This is a genomic window from Trinickia sp. NRRL B-1857 (genome assembly GCF_050470685.1).
In the GTDB taxonomy this organism is placed as follows: Bacteria; Pseudomonadota; Gammaproteobacteria; order Burkholderiales; family Burkholderiaceae; genus Trinickia.
The window spans coordinates 1,398,102-1,417,350 of sequence record NZ_JBFLUK010000011.1 but is presented as its reverse complement, the minus strand read 5'-3'; the positions used below and the strand labels follow the sequence as shown (position 1 = coordinate 1,417,350).

The 19,249-nt window shown below is 61.5% G+C and carries 2 protein-coding genes (1 of these 2 running past the window's edge); both read left to right on the top strand.

The annotated features are described in order from the left end of the window. The first annotated feature begins 60 nt into the window (after window positions 1-60). A complete protein-coding gene (locus AB1286_RS26700; protein ID WP_430366229.1) occupies window positions 61-17,001 on the top strand; it encodes an amino acid adenylation domain-containing protein in 16,941 nt (5,646 codons plus the stop codon). Window positions 17,002-17,117: 116 nt separating this feature from the next. Next, window positions 17,118-19,249: the start of an SDR family NAD(P)-dependent oxidoreductase gene (locus tag AB1286_RS26695; RefSeq protein ID WP_430366228.1), read on the top strand. The gene runs 26,764 nt beyond the window's last position; only the first 2,132 of its 28,896 coding nucleotides appear in the window; its start codon is at window positions 17,118-17,120; its stop codon lies beyond the right edge, outside the window.

The window sequence follows — 19,249 nt, the reverse complement described above, 5'->3', positions numbered from 1 at the left end:
ACTCGCCGCGGCGCGCGCGAGTCTCCTAGAAATCGCTTCATCATCGAAACGGGTACGAGGATGGTCAGTCGGGAAATCTTAGCCGCATACAAGGCAGGCAAGCTCTCAACCGCGGAGGTGCTCAAGCACCTTGAGGCGCTAAGGACGCAGGCTCCGAAAAAAGAGCTTTCGGAAAATCAAAAGGGCCTGTGGGCGTACCAAAAGATTTTTCCCGAATCGAACGTCTATAACATCCCGATCTGCTTGCGAGTTCGCGGTGAGTTCGACCGCGCGGCGCTTGAAGCCGCTTGGGCCGCGCTGCTTCGAGCCTATCCGATCTTGACGACCGTCATCGAGGAAGAAGGCGGCAAGCCCTATCAGCGCTGGGCCAAGGAACGCCGCTTCATCATCGAATACGAAGACATTTCGGCGCTCGCACCCGAGCAAGTCGTCTCGTACGTGAAGGAAAGGGCTAAGCCGCCGTTCTCGCTTCAGGCCGGTCCGTTGGTGCGATTGCACGTGCTTTCACGGTCGAGCGACGAGCAAATGCTGTTGTTGGTCGCGCATCACATCATCGTCGACGGCCGCTCGCTTCAGCTATTGCTCGAGGCGTTGCTCGGCGCCTACGCAAAGTCATGCCGCGGCGAGACGCTCGCGCCTCGTGCCACCAAGACGCAATACGACGATTTCGTCGCCTGGGAGCAAAGGTTTCTAGCGAGCGACGAGGCGCGCGCCCAGCGCGAATACTGGTTGAAACAGTTGGAAGGGCCATTGCCCGTTTTGGCGCTGCCGACCGACCGGCCGCGCGCGGCCGATCGCCGGCGGGTAGCCGATTCGAGCGCCCGCACCGTCTCCGCGCCGCTGAGCGAAGCGCTTCGTGCGTTTTGCTCGACGCATCGGATTTCGCCGGCAGTTATGTTTCTCGGCATCTATAACGTTTTTCTGCACCACTACGGCAGCGAGGGCGACGGCGAGGTCGTTGTCGGCGTGCCGATCATGGGCCGGCCCGAGCAAGCCTTCGACGATGTCGTCGGCAACTTCGCGAATATGATCGCGGTTCGCAGCCGTATCGAAGAGAGCCGGTCGGTCCTCGATACCGTCAAGTCGTTGCAATTGACGCTGACAGACGGAATGGACTATGCGTTGTATCCGTTCCCTCGCGTCGTGCGCGAGGTGAAGAGCGGCCGCACGACCGATGTCGCACCGATCTTTCAGGCGGCGTTCGAATTTCAAAGCGCGAACGTAATCGATCTGCAAAGTCTAGCGCACGAGTTTCAGATCGAATTTGTCGACGGCTTGAGCCAAGAAGGCGAATACGAACTCGTACTCGAGGTGCTGGAGCGCGCCGACGGCTTCATGTTGCGACTCAAGTACGACGCATCGCTTTTCGATCGCGCGCGTATCGAAAGCATGTTGGCGCACTATCTGTCGCTGATGCAGCAAATGGTCGACGACCACGATCGCGCGCTATGCGAACTCGACTTGCTCACGGCCGCCGATGCGGACAAGGTATTGGCGTCGTGGAATGCGACCGCCTTGGATTATCCGCGCGATGTTTGCCTTCATGATCTATTCGATCGGCAGGCGCAGCGCACACCCGAGAAGATTGCCGTAACGTGCGACGGCCATTCGCTGACCTATCGTGAATTGCAGGATCGAAGCGATGCGCTCGGCCGCTATCTGCAAGCACGCGGCGTAGGCCCCGATCGGTTGGTCGGGTTGAGCGTGGAACGCTCGCTGGACATGATCGTCGGGCTGCTCGGCATTCTCAAAGCCGGTGGCGCCTATGTGCCGCTCGATCCCGCTTATCCGATCGATCGATTGCGCTATATGCTGGACGATTCGGGTGCCGCGCTGGTCGTCACGCAAGCGCGACTGCTCGATCTACTCTCGCCGCTGCTGGGCGATCGCGTGCAGGCCGTGGTGCTGGATCGCGACTGGAGTCAGATCGAGCGAGCACCGGCGCGAAGCACGGGCGGGGCCCTGCCGCCGACGTCGAGCAACCTCGCGTACGTGATGTATACGTCGGGCAGTACCGGTCGCCCTAAAGGCGTGATGATCACGCACCAGGCGCTCGTGAATTTCCTGACGTCGATGGCGGACATGCTCGTAGTCGGGCCGCAAGATAGTTTGCTAGCGGTCACCACTTATAGCTTCGACATTGCCGGATTGGAGCTGTATTTGCCGATCGTCCGCGGCGCCCACTGTCATATCTGTACCGACGGGACCGCACGCAACGTCGACCAATTGCTTGCGGTACTTAAGCGCGTAAAGCCGACGCTGATGCAGGCCACGCCTACGACGTGGACGATGTTGTTTCAGGCGGGATGGAAGAACGAGACGGGGATCAAGATTCTTTGCGGTGGCGAGGCGCTTCCGCAAGCACTGCGGCAATCGTTCGTCGCGAGCCGCTCGCCCGCGTGGAATATGTTCGGCCCGACCGAAACGACGATCTGGTCGACGGCCGCGCCGATCCATGGCGACGGCCCCATCACGATAGGTCGGCCGATCGCCAACACGCAAGTCTATGTGGTCGACACCCGGTTGCGGCCCGTTCCGGTCGGCGTGGCCGGTGAGCTGTGCATTGCAGGCGATGGATTGGCCCTCGGCTATTTGAATCAGCCGGCACTGACCGAGCAAAAATTCATCGATAACCCGTTCACGCCCGGCACGAAGCTCTATAAAACCGGCGACCTCGCGCGTTGGCTCGCCGACGGGACGCTCGAATATATCGGTCGGATCGATGCGCAAGTGAAAGTGCGCGGTTTCCGGATCGAGTTGGGCGAAATCGAAACGCAATTGACTGCGTTGCCCTTGATCGGCAGCGCGGCCGTGGTCGCCTATGACGACGGCGGCCGGCAGAAGTTGGTCGCGTACTACGTCGTTCGGCCGAACGGCACGGGCGATCGCGCATTGGATGCGCGTCAGATTCGCGAGCGTTTGAAAACAGTATTGCCCGCCTATATGGTGCCGTCGCAGTTCGTCGAACTCGACGCGCTTCCGCTCACGCCTAACGGCAAAGTCGATCGCAAGACGTTGACCGCCCGAGATCCGGGTGCAAGCAAGCGGTTGCCGCGCACGCCTGCCGTGAACGATTCCGAAATCGTCGGAAAGATATTGGCGATCTGGCGCGAGGTGCTCGATACGGACGATATCGCGCTCGACGACGGGTTTTTCGACGTGGGCGGCGATTCCGTGCTGGCGGCGGTGGTCGCGGAGCGGATTCGGCAAGAAGTGCCCTGCGACTTCGATGTGACGACGCTCTTTAAATACGCCAGTGTCGGGAAAATCAGTCAGTTTATTGCCGATGCCAAGCGCCGGGAACGTAACGATGCGGCCGCGGCAAACATTGCGATCGATTCGAATCTCGAGCCCGGAAAGACGGCGGATCAGCCGGCCGCGTATCCCGACTACTACAAAGATAGCATCGCGATTATCGGCATTTCTTGCCAATTCCCGGGATCGCAAGATCATCGCCGCTTCTGGGACAACCTTCGGCATGGCCGCGAGGGCGTGCGGACGCTTTCGCCGGAAGCCCTGCGCGACGCCGGGCTGCCCGAGCCGTTACTCAGCAATCCGAATTACGTTCCGGTGTACTCGTCGATCGAAGGTAAGGATCGGTTCGATCCTCGTTTTTTCGACATTTCCCCGCGCGACGCCGAGTTGATGGATCCGCAGCTGCGGCTGCTCTTGATGCATGCATGGAAAGCGTTCGAAGATGCCGGCTATGTCAGTAGCCAGGTACCCGACACGGGCGTGTTCATGTCCGCGAGCAACAGCTTCTATCACTCGCAATTGGGTACGAATGCACAAGAGCCTGATCCGGAAGGGCAGGCAGCGGGGTACGTACCGTGGTTGCTGGCTCAAGGCGGCACGATTCCTACGATCATCTCGCATCGATTGGGATTGAAGGGCCCAAGCTTCTTCGTGCATTCGAATTGCTCGTCTTCGTTGGCCGGGCTGTATTCGGCGTATCAGGCCTTGCTGTCCGGCAACGCGAAATGTGCGTTGGTGGGCGCGGCCACGCTCTTCGCTTCGGAGCGGCTTGGGTATCTCTATCAACCGGGCTTGAATTTCTCCAGCGACGGCCGGCTGAAGGCGTTCGATGCGAACGCCGACGGCATGGTGGCCGGAGAAGGCGTCGCTGTCGTGCTGTTGAAGCGAGCTGAGGATGCGATTGCCGACGGCGACAACATTTATGCGCTCGTTCGAGGCGTCGCGCTCAATAACGACGGGGCGGATAAGGCCGGTTTCTATGCGCCCAGCGTGCAAGGCCAAGCCGACGTCATTCGCCGGGCGTTGAACGTATCCGACGTGGATCCCGAAACGATCAGCTATGTGGAAGCGCATGGCACGGGTACGCGCATCGGCGACCCGATCGAACTCGCGGCGCTCACCGAGGCCTATAAGACCTTTACCGGAAAGCATCGGTTTTGCGGTATCGGATCGGTCAAGACCAACATCGGGCATCTGGATACCGCGGCGGGGCTCGCCGGCTGTATCAAGATCGCATTGGGATTGACCTTCGGCGAAATCGCGCCGAGCTTGCACTATAAGCGTCCCAACCCAGGCATCGACTTCGACAATTCGCCGTTTTATGTCGTCGATCGACTCACGCCCTGGGCGCGCACGAATGCGCCGCTGCGCGCAGCGCTGAGCTCGTTCGGGATCGGCGGCGCGAACGCGCACGCCATTCTCGAGCAAGCGCCCCGCATCGAAGTGCAAAAGGAAAAGGTACACCGCGGCTCGTACTTGATTCCCGTATCCGCACGCAACGATGAGCGGTTGATCGAGTATGCGCGCAGCCTGCTGGATTATTTGAAGGAAACCGTCGACGTCGATTTGGCTGATCTTGCGTACACGTTCCAGGTGGGACGCGAAGCAATGGCTAGCCGGCTTGTTTTCGTCGCGGATAGCCGGCAAACCGTGATCGGTCAGCTCGAACGCGTTTTGGCCGGTGGCGAATGCGGTGTCGGCGTGTACCGAGGGGAAGCCAAAGCGGCCACAGCCGACGAGGCGCTGACCCATCGCCATGCCGACGCGTTGATCGAGCGCGCGGTTTCGCGCAAAGCATTCGACGAAGTCGCGCAAGCGTGGGCGGATGGAATGGCGCTCGATTGGCGTAAGTTATATGTCGGTGCAACGCCGCGCCGAATCAGCTTGCCGACGTACCCGTTCGCGCAAGAGCGCTACTGGATCGCGGCCGATCGCGCCGCGGCGCGCGCCTCGACAAGCGCGGCGACGGCGCACGCCGGCGTGTTGCATCCGCTCTTGCAGCAAAACACGTCGGATTTCAACGAGCAGCGCTTCAGTTCGACCTTTACCGGCGGCGAATTCTTCCTCGCCGACCACGTCATCAAGGGCAAGCGTGTCCTTCCCGGGGTGGTCTACCTCGAAATGGTGCGCGCGGCGATCGCTCAGGCGCTTGGCGATGCCCCCGGAAGAGCCGGTTTGCGCGACGCAGCCCGCGTGCGCCTCAAAAACGTCGTATGGCCGCAGGCCGTCACTGTCGCCGATCAGCCCGCGCGCTTGCATGTTCGCGTCGCGCCGGAAGCGTCGGGCGAAGTGAGTTTCGAGGTGTACAGCGGCCCGATGGGAACGGCTGCGAGCGAGAATTTAACGCGCATTCATTGCCAAGGGCGAGCAGCGGTGCAGCCGCACGCAGACGCCGAGCACGTGGACGTCGCACGTTTGCGTCAGCAATGCAACGTAAGAACCTTGTCGGCGGACGATTGCTATTCCGTGTTGCCCGCCATCGGCTTCGTCTTCGGTCCTTCGTTCCGCGCGATCAAAGCCATTCACATGGGGCAAGACGAATCGGGACGCCCGCAAGCGCTTGCCGAACTCGAGCTGCCCGAACCCGTGTCGAGCACGCTCGAAGACTACGTGCTCCATCCGAGTCTCATGGATGCCGCATTGGGCGGTTTGGCATTGGACGCCGGGGCGTCGACGAATCAGTCCGGCAAACCCAAATCGACGCTGCCGTTCGTCTTGCATGAACTGACCGTCTATGGTGCCTGCAAGCAGCGCCTCTTCGCCTTGATTCGATTCAGCGAGGGAAGTCAGTTTCTGGACAAAGTCCAAAAATACGACATCGACCTGTGCGATGAAGACGGCGTCGTCTGTGTTCGGATGAGGGGCTATTCGCGACGCGTGCTCGATGGCGAGTTCGGCGAAACCGCGCGCATCGGTACGCGTTTGTTCAAGCCCGAGTGGCGGCCGCAGCTTATCGAAGACGGCGTCGCGCATGCCTACGCGCAGCGCTGGGTCGTACTCGGCGAAGGCTTGGCGGAGTTGGCCGCGAGCGTCGAAGCGCAAGTGCCGCAAGCGCGATGCGAAGTGCTGCGCGGGGAAGGCTCGATGGCGGCTCGCTTCGAGTCGGCTGCGACGCAGATGCTCGCACTGCTCCAAGTCGTATTGCAGGCCAAACCATCCGGCGATGTGTTGCTGCAACTCGTGGTAGCGGACGAAGGCGAGTCGCAGTTGCTGGCCGGTCTTTCGGGATTGCTCAAGAGCGCACGCCAAGAGAATCCGAAGTTGCTGGGGCAGGTGATCGGCGTCGGCGCGCAGGCGAACGCGCAGGAGGTGGTGGCCGCACTGCAAGAGAACGCGAACGCGCCCCACGATGCACGAGTGCGCTACGTATCCGGGAAACGGCAGGTCGTCGCATTGACTGATTTGACCGATTTGACCGATAAACAAAGCGGCGAGTCCCCGCAATTGCCGTGGCGCGATGCCGGGGTGTATTTGATCACGGGGGGCACCGGCGGATTGGGGATGCTGTTCGCGCAAGAGATCGCTCAACGCGTCCATGCGCCGGTGCTCGTGCTGAGCGGTCGCTCGGCCTCGGACACCCGTAAGCAAGCCCAACTCGATCAATTGCGAGCGCTCGGCGCGACGGCGGTCTATCGGCAGGCGGATATCGCGGATCCGCTCGTCGTGCAAGGACTCGTCGACGGGATCGTGGACGAGTTCGGCGCGTTGCACGGCGTATTGCACTGCGCGGGCGTCATCCTCGATAACTTGCTGCTAAGGAAATCCGCCGGAGAACTGCGGGCGGTGCTGGCGCCGAAGGTGTCGGGTGTGGTTGCACTCGATCACGCGACCAAGGCCCTGTCGCTCGACTGGCTCGTCTTGTTCTCCTCGGTGGCCGGCGTGTTCGGCAATCTGGGGCAATCCGACTATGCCGCGGCCAATGGTTTCCTGGACGGATATGCGGCGTACCGGAACGCGTTGACGGCTGCGGGGCAGCGGCATGGTCGCACGATTTCGTTGAACTGGCCGTTATGGGCCGACGGCGGCATGCAGGTGGATGCAGCGGTGCGCGAGCGCCTGCAAACAAGCGGCATGCATGCGTTGGAAACGGCCGCCGGCGTGCGGGCGCTCTACGATGCGTTCGTATCGAGTGAGTCGCAAGTGGTGGTGCTCGCCGGCGAATTGGAGCGCTTGCGCGATGTCACGGCGACCGACAAGAAGCCGGCGCCGGCGGAAAAGGCTGTCGCGATCGATGCGCACGCGTCGCATTCCGATGCGGATGAAACGCGCGAGCGGGTGCTGAACCTATTGATGAAGACGACGGCGAAGCTTTTGAAGATCAGCGCCGACGACTTGGAGCCCGATGTCGAACTGAGTAAATACGGTTTCGATTCGATCAGCTTGACCCGGTTTTCCAACGAACTCAACCAGACGTATCGTCTGGAGCTTTCGCCAACCCTATTCTTCGAGTATTCGACGCTCCATGGGCTGGCGGATTATCTGGCGCAGGAGCACGCGTCGGTATTCGTCGACTCGTCCAAGCCGGCTTATCGATCCAGTCAAGAGGCGATCTCTCCCGCCCCGTCCGCGCTCGTGGAAGCCCCCGCGGCAGCGGTGCGACTCGACAGGCCGCGGCGATTTGCGAGCGCCTCGCTCGGCGCGGGCGCCGAGACCTTCGAGGACAATCAGCGTCCCGAGCCCATCGCGATCGTTGGGATGAGCGGCCGCTTCCCGATGGCCGAAGATCTAGACGCCTTTTGGGAAAACCTCGTCGGCGAGCGAAACTGTATCGCCGAGGTTCCGAAGATGCGCTGGGATTGGGAAGCCATTTACGGCGATCCCACGAAGGAAGGGAATAAAACCAACGTCAAATGGGGCGGCTTTATCGACGGTATCGATGAATTCGATCCGTTGTTCTTCAAGATATCGCCCAGCGAAGCGGAGGGCATGGATCCGCAGCAGCGTCTGCTGATGACGCATGTTTGGAAGGCGCTAGAAGACGCCGGCTATGCGGCGCAAGATATTTCCGGAAGCCGAACGGCCGTCTTCGTCGGCATGGCGGAGAGCGGCTATAGCGGACTCATTGCGCGTTCCAACCGGCCTGTCGAAGGCAGCACGATGACCGGCGCTGTGCCCTCGCTCGGGCCGGGACGGATGAGCTTCTTCTTGAACCTGCATGGGCCTAGCGAGCCGATCGAGACGGCATGTTCGAGTTCGCTTGTCGCCATCCATCGAGGCTTGGCCGCGATCCGGAACGACGGCTGTGAAATGGCGCTCGTCGGCGGCGTTCACGCCATGCTGACGCCGGCCGCGCATATCAGCTTCAGTAAGGCGGGGATGCTCAGCGAGGACGGCCGTTGCAAGGCGTTCTCCAAGGACGCCGACGGTTATGTTCGTGGGGAAGGCGTCGGCATACTCGTGCTAAAGAAGCTCAGCGCGGCCGAGCGGGACGGCGATCACATCTACGGCGTGGTATTGGCCTCGGCCGAAAACCATGGCGGGCGCGCCAATTCCCTGACGGCTCCCAATCCGAGGGCGCAAGCGGATTTGCTGAAAGACGCGTACTCGCGCGCAGGCATTGCGCCGTCGACGGTCGGGTATATCGAAGCACACGGCACCGGGACCTCGCTTGGCGACCCGATCGAAATCGAAGCGCTGAAGACCGCGTTCAAGAGCTTCGGGGAAGCCGAGGGCGACGCTCGATGCGGCGTCGGCTCGGTCAAGACGAACATCGGTCATTTGGAATTCGCCTCCGGTGTGGCGGGCGTCATCAAGGTGCTGCTGCAACTCAAGCATAAGACGCTGGTCAAGAGCTTGCACAGCGAGGAGATCAATCCGTATATACAGCTCGAGCAAAGCCCGTTCTACATCGTTCACGAAACGGAACCTTGGCCGGCGCTGCGCACGGAGAGCGGCGAGGCGCTGCCCCGCCGAGCCGGCGTCAGTTCGTTCGGCTTCGGCGGCGTCAATGCGCACGTCGTGATCGAGGAATATGTTCCCGACAATCGTAGGCATGCCGAATCGCGTACCGGCCACGGCGAACCCGTTGCGATCGTACTCTCCGCGAAGAACGAGGCACGCCTCAAGGAACGAGCCGAGCAATTGCTGCAAGCGCTCAAGCAAGGGCGCATAGCGGAAAGCGAGCTCGCGCGCGTGGCTTATACGCTCCAGATCGGCCGCGACGCGATGGAGGCTCGTTTAGGTTTGATCGTCGAATCGGTCGCACAGCTGATCGGAAAATTGGAGCAATTCGTTTTGACCGATTCGGTCAGCGATCTCCATCTGGGACATATCAAGCGCGACAAGGCTGCATTGTCGCTGTTCAAAGCGGACGAAGACCTGCGCGATGCCGTCGAGGCGTGGATTGCCAAAGGCAAGCTCGAACGGATCTTGGACCTGTGGGTTAAGGGCTTGGCATTCGACTGGCGGCGCCTATATCCGAATGGAACGCCGCGGCGGATCAGCCTGCCGACCTATCCGTTCGCAAAGGAACGTTACTGGATTTCGGTCTCGAAAACATCGGCCCCGGTCCATGCACCGGTGTCCGACGTGCCCCCGGTTGCGGTACCGGCTCACGTCGATCCGGCATCCGCCGCAAGCGAAGAGCGGCCCGAGTTGATGACGTTCGAGGAGAGTTGGTGCGAATCCGCGCAGACGCCAGCGGATGGCTCGATCGCGTTGCGTGTCATCGTCTGCTTCTTCAATGAAGCGGAACATCGGCGCAAGGTGCGCGAGACGGTGGCGTCGTATGACGCATCGATCAAGGTCGCTTTCGTCACGCATGATGCGAGCGATAGAGACGACGCAGAGGTGGTCTATTCGATCTCGGTGGCGGCGGACATGCCGGCCTACGCCAGCGTGCTCTCCACGATCGAGGCCGAACACGGGCGCATCGATGCCGTCCTTTATGGCTGGCCGCTCGAAACGCCGCAATGGGGCGAACGTGCTACGCCGGTAGTGCATTTGATTCAGGCCTTGGCGCGCAACAAATCCTCATGCAAACGTGTACTGCTTGGTACGAGCGGCGCCGAAGCGCTGTCGCGTTCCCATAGCGAGTCTTGGATCGGGTTCGAGCGTTCGTTGGGACGGGTGCTTCCGCAGCTAAAGATAGCGGTGATGCACCTGGAGGGCGATGCGGCAGCAAGCGCTGAGGAATGGACGCAACACGCTTGGGCGGAACTGAATGCCGTCACGTTCGAAAGCACGCGTTACCGGGAAGGTGAGCGCTATGTTTTGCGCGTCCGACCTACTGTGCTCGGAGGCGGCGAGAGCCGTTTGCGTCAAGGCGGTACGTATCTGATCACCGGGGGATGGGGCGGCCTCGGGCAGCTATTCGCACGGCACTTGGCCGAGCGCTACGGCGCCAAGCTGATCCTTACCGGCCGCTCGCCGCTGAACGCCGAGCGGGAGCGTCAACTGCGGGAGTTGGAAGCCTTGGGTGCGCAGGTCGAGTACCTGCAAGCCGATGTTTGCGACGCTAGCGCGATGCAGCCAGGATTGGCGCGGGCGAGGGAACGCTTTGGCGCGATTCATGGCGTGATCCATGCAGCCGGGATCGACAGCGCGCAAAGCATCTTGACGACGCCGTCGCAGCAGTTCGAGCATGTACTTGAGCCGAAGGTCAAAGGCACGCTGGTGTTGGATGCGTTGTTGCAAGATCAGGCGCTCGATTTCGTCTGCTACTTCTCGTCGACGTCGGCGGTGCTCGGTGATTTCAGTGCGTGCAGCTATGCGATAGGCAATCGGTTCTTGATGGCCTATGCGCGGGAGCGGAATGGCCAACCAGGCGCGGCGCGCGTGATCTGCTGGCCGCTGTGGCGCGATGGCGGCATGCAGGTGGGCGATGAAGGGGCGACCCGGTTGTATCTGGAGTCGAGCGGTCAGCGCGCGCTGGCGGCGCCGGAGGGCTTGGATGTTTTCGAGCGGGCGCTGAGCGCGCAGAGCGTGCAGTACTTGGTCATGTCCGGACGGCGCAGCCGGATTCACGCGATGCTAGGCGTCGGCGCGCGTAGTGAAGCCAGCTCAGCCACCATGCAGCCCGCGCCAGTCTCGGCCGGCAAAGGCTATCGCACGGCGATGCAGGGTTTCACGTTGGAGCAATGCGTGACGTGGGACCTGAAGGAGCTGGTCAGCGAGCAATTGAAGGTTCCGCGCCAGCGTCTCGATGTGACGGAGAACCTGGCCGATTTTGGGTTCGATTCGATCAGCCTGGCCACGTTCGCTCGCAATTTGAGCGCGCATTACGGTATCGAATTCACGCCGGCTCAATTCTTCAGCCATCCGACGCTGGAGCAATTGGGCGTGCATTTGCAGCGGCAGCACGGCGAGATGCTGGAGGCGTTCTACCGAGAAGGCGGCCAGGTCGAAGTGGTGCAAGCGGCAATGCCTGTCGCAGCCTCAGCCCCGGTATCTACATCTATCGCAGCGCTCCCAACCGCGCATGCTATCGGCTCGGCGATTGAGACTCGCTCCTCCGCGACCGGAGATAAGAAGCAACCGCGCGATATCGCAGACGAGCCCATCGCGATCATCGGCATGAGCGGGCGTTTCCCGCAAGCGCGCAGTGTTGCCGAACTATGGGCGATTCTGAGCGGCGGCAAGGATGCGGTTGAAGAGATCCCGGGCGAGCGCTTCGATTGGCGCGAATACTTTGGCGACCCGGCCAGCGAGCCGGGCAAGACCAATTGCAAGTGGGGCGGTTTCGTCCCCGGCGTGGCGGAATTCGATCCGCTGTTCTTCGAAGTATCGCCTCGCGAAGCCGAGCGTATGGATCCGCGCCAACGGCTGTTACTGCAAGAGGCGTGGAAAGCGCTCGAAGATGCAGGCTACGGCAGCGAACAACTCAATCGAAGCAAGGTGGGGATGTTCGTTGGCGCCGAGCAAGGCGACTATCAGTTGCTGCCGGGCAGCCGAGGCGCGGTGACGGGCAACCATGACGGGATGCTTGGGGCGCGGCTCGCGTACTTCTTGGACCTGAAAGGTCCGGTGATGACGATCAACACGGCGTGCTCGTCGGGTTTGGTTGCGGCCCATCAAGCGTGCTTGAGCTTGCATGCCGGCGAATGCGATACGGCAATCGTGGGCGCGGCCAATCTGTTGCTCACGCCGGGTAGTTACGCCGGCATGAGTCAGATGGGCATGCTTTCATCCGATGGGCACTGCTTCGCCTTCGATAAGCGAGCCAACGGGATGGTGCCGGGCGAGGCTGTGGTGGCGTTGGTGCTGAAGCGGCTGAGCCAAGCACAGGCCGATGGCGATCCGATCTACGCGTTGATCCACGGTAGTGGCATCAACTACGACGGCAAGACCAACGGCATTACGGCGCCGAGCGGCGCTTCGCAGACGGCGTTGCTGCGGCAGGTGTACGAACGCCATGCGATCGATCCGGAGTCGATCAGTCACGTGGTGACGCATGGCACCGGAACGCGCCTAGGCGACCCGATCGAAATCAATGCGTTGTACGACACGTTCAAGGACCAAACAAGCAGCCAGGGTTTCTGCGCGCTGACGTCGACCAAAAGCAACCTCGGTCATACGTTGGGTGCGTCGGGGCTCGTGAGCCTAGTGGCATTGACGCAAGGGCTGCGGCACGAGGTGATTCCGGCGAGCCTGCATTGCGAGCAAGAGAGCGACTATATCCAGTGGCAATCGAGCCCGTTCTATGTGAACAAGGAAACGAAGCGTTGGCCGGCGAGAGCGGGACATCCGCGCCGAGGTGCGGTGAGTGCATTCGGGATGACGGGCACGAACGCACACATGGTGGTCGATGCGTACGACGCGCCTGAGACGCAGGTGGTATCGAACGTGCCGCCGAGTTTCCTGCTGGTGTTGTCGGCGAAGACGAGCGAGGCGTTGGAGCACAAGATCGCCGATATTCTGACGGTGCTGCGCGAAGGCGAGTGGGACGCGCAAGCGCTCTCGCAGATGAGCTATACGTTGTTGTGCGGGCGGCAGCACTTCCGGTATCGCAGCGCGGTGGTAGTGCGCGATCGCGACCATGCGGTGCATGTCTGGAGCGAGGCGGCGAGCAAGGAGAAGCTGTCGAATCTGTTCCATGGCGAGGTTGGCCGCGACTTTACCGGGCAAAAGGCGATCGAGTCGTATGCGCGGGATTTGCTGGTCCAAACGGCGTTGTTGCAGGGCGAGCGCCAGCGGTACCAGGAGAACCTGCATGCGTTGGCGGATTTGTACTGCCAAGGCTATGCGTTGCGGTGGGATCAGTTGTACGGCGAGCACAAGCCGCGGCGTATCAGCTTGCCGACTTATCCGTTCGCGAACGAGCGGTACTGGGTGCCGGTTGTAGAGGAACGATCGACGATCGGCGGTGCCGCGTTGCATCCGCTGCTGCATCAAAACACGTCGACGCTCGAAGCGCAGCGTTTCAGCTCGACCTTCAGCGGCGAAGAGTTCTTCCTGCGTGACCACGTCGTTCAAGGCCACCGTGTCTTGCCGGGTGTGGCACACCTGGAAATGGCGCGGGCGGCTATCGCTCAGGCAACGGGCGCTGCGACCATCACGATCGAGCAGGCCGTATTCGCCCGTCCTCTAGTGGTGGGGGAAGCCGGACAGACGGTACATATCGCCCTGATCCCGCGAGACGGCGGCGAGATCGACTATGAGATCTACACGCAAGCCGATCAAGACGAGCCAGCTGTCCTGCATTCGCAGGGCCAAGCGATGCTGGGCGAACCGATCGAGCCGGAGATCATCGCACTGGACGAATTGCGCTCGCAATGCCAGGGCGCAAGGATGGACGGTTCGCAATGCTATGCCGTGTTCGACACGCTGGGCTTGCAATACGGCGCGAGCTTCCGTGGGCTCGAATCGTTGCAGGTAGGACACGATGTTCGTGGACAGGACCAAGTGCTGGCCAAACTCGCGTTGCCCGCGGGCCTGTCCATGGAGCCATTCGTCTTGCATCCGAGCATGATGGACGGCGCGCTGCATGCGTCGCTCGGGATGAACCTATCCGTCTCCGGCGGCAAGACCGCGTTGCCGTTTGCGTTGGAGCGGCTCGAGTTCGTGAGCGCTTGCCCGTCGCAAGCTTGGGTTTGGGTCCGCTATAGCGACGGTTGTACGGCCGATAGTCCTGTGCGCAAGCTCGACGTCGACGTGATGGACGAGCAAGGGCGGGTCTATGTGCGTATGCGGAGCTTCAGCTCGCGAATCGTCGAAGGATCCGTCTCTCAGGCCGAGCAGCGGCAGCTATCGTACCCCGACGCGGTCCATAGTGAAGCGGCACCCGTCGAACCCGCGAACACAACCGCACCGGCCGCCGAGCCGGCGGTGGTCCCTCAAGCGGCGGCCGTATCGTCGATGGGCGACCTGACGGAACAGACCGCGCAATATCTGAAGCGAGTGTTGTCCGCGACGTTGAAGCTTTCCGCGGACCGGATCGACGTGAACGCGCCTTTGGAGCAATACGGGATCGATTCGATCCTCGTGCTTCAACTGACGGCCGATCTGGAGAAACGCTTCGGTCCGTTGTCGAAAACCCTGTTCTTCGAATATCAGACGCTGCGCGCGTTGACCGACTACTTCGTGCAGTCGCATAGCGATCGGTTGGTCTCGCTGCTGGATATCGGGGCGAACGTGCAAGCCGCGAAGCCCGCGGTGCCGGCAGACGCCGCGCCGGCACTCGCCACCGTGCGCAGGGCCACGCGTACGTCGGAGCCGACTCGTAACCGGCGCTTCGCTCCGCGGACCGGGAAACAAGGTGCGCTGCTCGGGGCCGGCGCGGTCGATATTGCGATCATCGGCATGAGCGGACGCTATCCGGAGGCGCGCAATCTCGACGTCTATTGGTCGAATTTGCGTGCGGGCAAGGATTGCATCCGAGAGATTCCGGCCGAGCGTTGGGATCATGGTCTGTACTTCGATGCCGATAAAGAAAAGCTTGGCAAAAGCTATAGCAAGTGGGGCGGCTTTATCGAGGGTGTGGATCAATTCGACCCGCTGTTCTTCAATATTTCGCCGCGTGAGGCCGAGGTCATGGACCCGCAGGAACGGTTGTTCCTGCAATGCGTGTACGAGACGATCGAAGACGCAGGCTATACGCGCGAGCGCTTGCGCACGTATCAAGCTCAGGGGCTGGATGGCAATGTCGGCGTATTCGTCGGCGTGATGTACGAGGAATACCAACTCTATGGCGCGCAAGAACAAGCGCGCGGTCGTGGGCTTGCGATCTCCGGGAGCGCGTCGTCGATTGCCAATCGCGTGTCGTACTTCTGTAATTTCCATGGCCCGAGCCTGGCGATCGACACGATGTGCTCATCGTCGCTGACCGCATTGCATCTTGCTTGCATCAGTCTGCAACGCGGCGAATGCGAAGTAGCGGTGGCGGGCGGCGTGAACGTTTCGGTGCATCCGAACAAGTATTTGCTGCTCTCGAGCGGTAAGTTCGCCTCGAGCAAGGGCCGCTGCGAAAGCTTCGGCGAAGGCGGCGACGGCTACGTTCCCGGCGAAGGGGTAGGCGCGGTGCTGCTCAAACCCTTGGCGCAAGCCATTGCCGATGGCGACCAAATCCATGGCGTCATCAAAGGCACAGCGATCAACCATGGCGGCAAAACCAATGGGTATACGGTTCCGAATCCCAACGCGCAGGCGAGTGTGATCGGCCAAGTGTTCAAGAATGCCGGGGTACATCCGCGGACGATCAGCTACATCGAAGCGCACGGCACCGGGACTTCGTTGGGCGATCCGATCGAGATCACCGGCTTGAGCAAAGCCTTTGGGCAAGGACGCGATGCGGGCCAATACTGTGCGATCGGCTCCGCCAAGTCGAATATCGGCCATTGCGAAAGCGCCGCCGGTATCGCGGGGATCACGAAGGTGCTGTTGCAGATGAAGTACAAGACGTTGGTGCCGAGCCTGCACTCGGAAACGCTCAATCCGAACATCGACTTCGCGAAGACGCCGTTCGTCGTACAGCGCGAGCTGGGCGAATGGAAGCGACCCGTGGTGTCGGTCGACGGCGCTCCGGCACGGGAATATCCGCGCATTGCGGGCGTCTCGTCGTTCGGCGCCGGAGGCTCGAATGCGCACGTGATCATCGAGGAATACATCCCGGCTCAAGACGTTCGCGCGGCGACGCCGGTTTCGCCGGCAACGCCCGCGGTGGTGGTGCTGTCGGCGAAGAACGACGAACGTTTGAAAGAGCACGTGCGGCAACTCTTGGACGCAATCGAAGCCAAGGACTTCAGCGACGCGCAATTGATGGATGTCGCGTACACGTTGCAGGTCGGCCGCGAGGCGATGGAGGCGCGGATCGGCGTGCTGGCCGATTCGGTCGATGCACTCAAATCGAAGCTGGGCGCAATCCTCGCCGGCGAGGACGTCCCAGACGTCTACGTGGGGCAGGTCAAGCGCAATAAGGATGCGCTGGGACTATTCGCGGCCGACGAAGACTTGCAGCAAGCGATCGAATCGTGGGTATCGAAGGGCAAGTACGGCAAGTTGCTCGAACTCTGGGTCAAGGGTTTGGCATTCGACTGGGAGCGGCTGTATCCGGCTGCGAAGCCGCAGCGCTTGAGTCTACCTACCTATCCGTTTGCGAAGGGGCGCTATTGGGTTCCGGCGCCGGCGTCGCGTCCGCAAGCCGTTGCGCAAAGTGCCGCGGTTGTCGCATCGGTCGACAACGGTTTCGATACGGCCTTCTTTGCCAAGCTGATAGACGAAATTGACAGCGATTCGATCAACATCGATGCGGCCGTTGCCGAGGCGCGCAGAAAAATTGTTGCATCGGTCGAGCCGACGGAGGCCGGTTAGTGCACTGAAGCATGCGATGGATGCCGATTGGCGTTGGCGAAAGGGCCTTGTCGACGCCGGCTTTCTTGTAAAACGCGCTTGATCCGAGTCGGGCGCTACTGCGATTGAATCTAAAAATGATTGACTTTCTTCAATATGTATTCCAAGAAGTAAAGAGCAAGCGTTTGTCGAAAATCAAGGCATTGGAAGTTGTGCGGCAGTTTCAGGAGCGAGGGGGAAGAGAGTCCTGCGCGTTGCACCCGATGCTGCATCGGAATACATCGAATCTTAGCGAGCAGCGCTTTAGCTCGACGTTCAAGGGCGACGAGTTCTTCCTGCGCGATCACGTGGTGCAGGGGCAGCGTGTGCTGCCGGGCGTGGCCCACTTGGAGATGGCGCGCGCAGCCCTGGCGCAGGCGGCGGAGCTCGGACCCGAGCATGCCGCGGCGGTTACGCTCAAGCAGGTGGTATTCGCTCGTCCACTGGTGGTCGGCGACGGCGGACAAGACGTCCATATCGCCTTGATGCCGCAAGAAGGCGGCGAAATCGACTACGAGATCTACGCCGACGCGAGCGGGGATGCCCAATCGGTGGTGTATTCGCAAGGCCAGGCTGTGCTGGAGCCGCTTGCCGAGCCTGTAACGCTTGCGCTGAACGAATTGAAAGCCCAATGCCAAGTCAAGACGGTGGACGGCGCCCAGTGCTATGCGGTGTTCGATACGTTGGGGTTGCATTACGGAGAGAGTTTCCGTGGGCTCGAGGCGTTGCACGTCGGGCGCGATGGCAATCGACAGGTCCAGGCGCTGGCAAAATTGACGATGCCCGCGGGGTTGACCGAAGAGCCGTTCGTGCTGCATCCGAGCATGATGGACGCCGCGCTACAGGCTTGCCTTGGGTTGAGTTTGGGAGAGTCCGGCGCTAAGGCGTCGTTGCCGTTTGCGCTGGAGCGCTTGCAAGTATGGCGTGCATGCCCGTCGCAGGCGTGGGCGTGGGTGCGATATAGCGCAGGCAGTACGGCCGACGATCCCGTGCGCAAGCTCGACATCGACGTGATGAACGAGCAAGGCGTGGTATGCGCGCGGCTGCACGGATTCAGCTCTCGCGTAATGGACGGCGCGAAAGCGGCAGAACCGGCCGCCGCGGGGACGTTGTTGCTGAAGCCGGAGTGGCGCGATCAAGCGGTCGAGGCCGCGGGGCCGGGCGACTATGCGCAGCGTTGGGTCGTGCTTAGCGACGCGTTCGGTGCTTTGGCGGCCACGGTGGAGGCGCGCCTTGCTCAAGCGCAGTGCGAAGTGCTGCGCGGCGAGGGGGGAATCGCGGCGCGTTATGAATCGGCGACCACGCAAATGCTGGCGTTGCTGCAAGTGGTCTTGCAGTCGAAGCCCGCCGGCGATGTGCTGCTTCAGGTCGTTATCGCCGATGATGGGGATGCGTCATTGCTGGCCGGGTTGTCGGCTTTGCTCAAGACGGCCCGTCAAGAGAATCCGAAGTTGCTGGGCCAAGTCATCGGCGTCGGCCGGCAATCGAGTGCGGATCAACTGGTGGCGGCATTGCAGGAGAACGCGGCCGCGCCGCAAGATGTCCGCGTTCGTTATGTTCAAGGACACCGGCAGGTGGTCGAACTTGCCGAGGTGGCGATCGGCAAGCAAGCACGCTTGCCATGGCGCGATTCGGGTGTGTACCTCATTACGGGCGGGGCCGGTGGATTGGGGCTCGTCTTCGCTCGCGAGATCGCACAACGCGCTCATGCGCCGGTTCTGGTGCTGAGCGGGCGTTCCGCGCTCGACGATCGCAAGCAATCGCAGCTAGACGAATTGCGTGCGTTGGGTGCCAAGGTGGCCTACCGGCAGGCGGATATCGCCGACGCGCTGGTGGTGCAGGGCCTGGTGGAAGGGATCGTGGATGAATTCGGCGCATTGCATGGAATCGTGCATAGCGCCGGGGTCCTGCAAGACAATTTTCTGCTTAGGAAGACGACGGCCGAATTGCGCGCCGTACTGGCGCCGAAGGTGTCCGGGCTCGTGGCGCTCGACGAAGCAACACGGACGATCGTGCTCGATTGGTTCGTGCTGTTCTCGTCGGTGGCGGGCGTTTTCGGCAACGTTGGGCAAGCCGACTATGCGACTGCCAACGGCTTTATGGATAGCTATGCGGCGTACCGTAATGCGTTGGTTGCCGCGGGAGAGCGTCAAGGACACACGATCTCGCTGAATTGGCCGTTATGGGCCGAGGGCGGCATGCAGGTGGACGCGGCGGTGCAAGAGCGGCT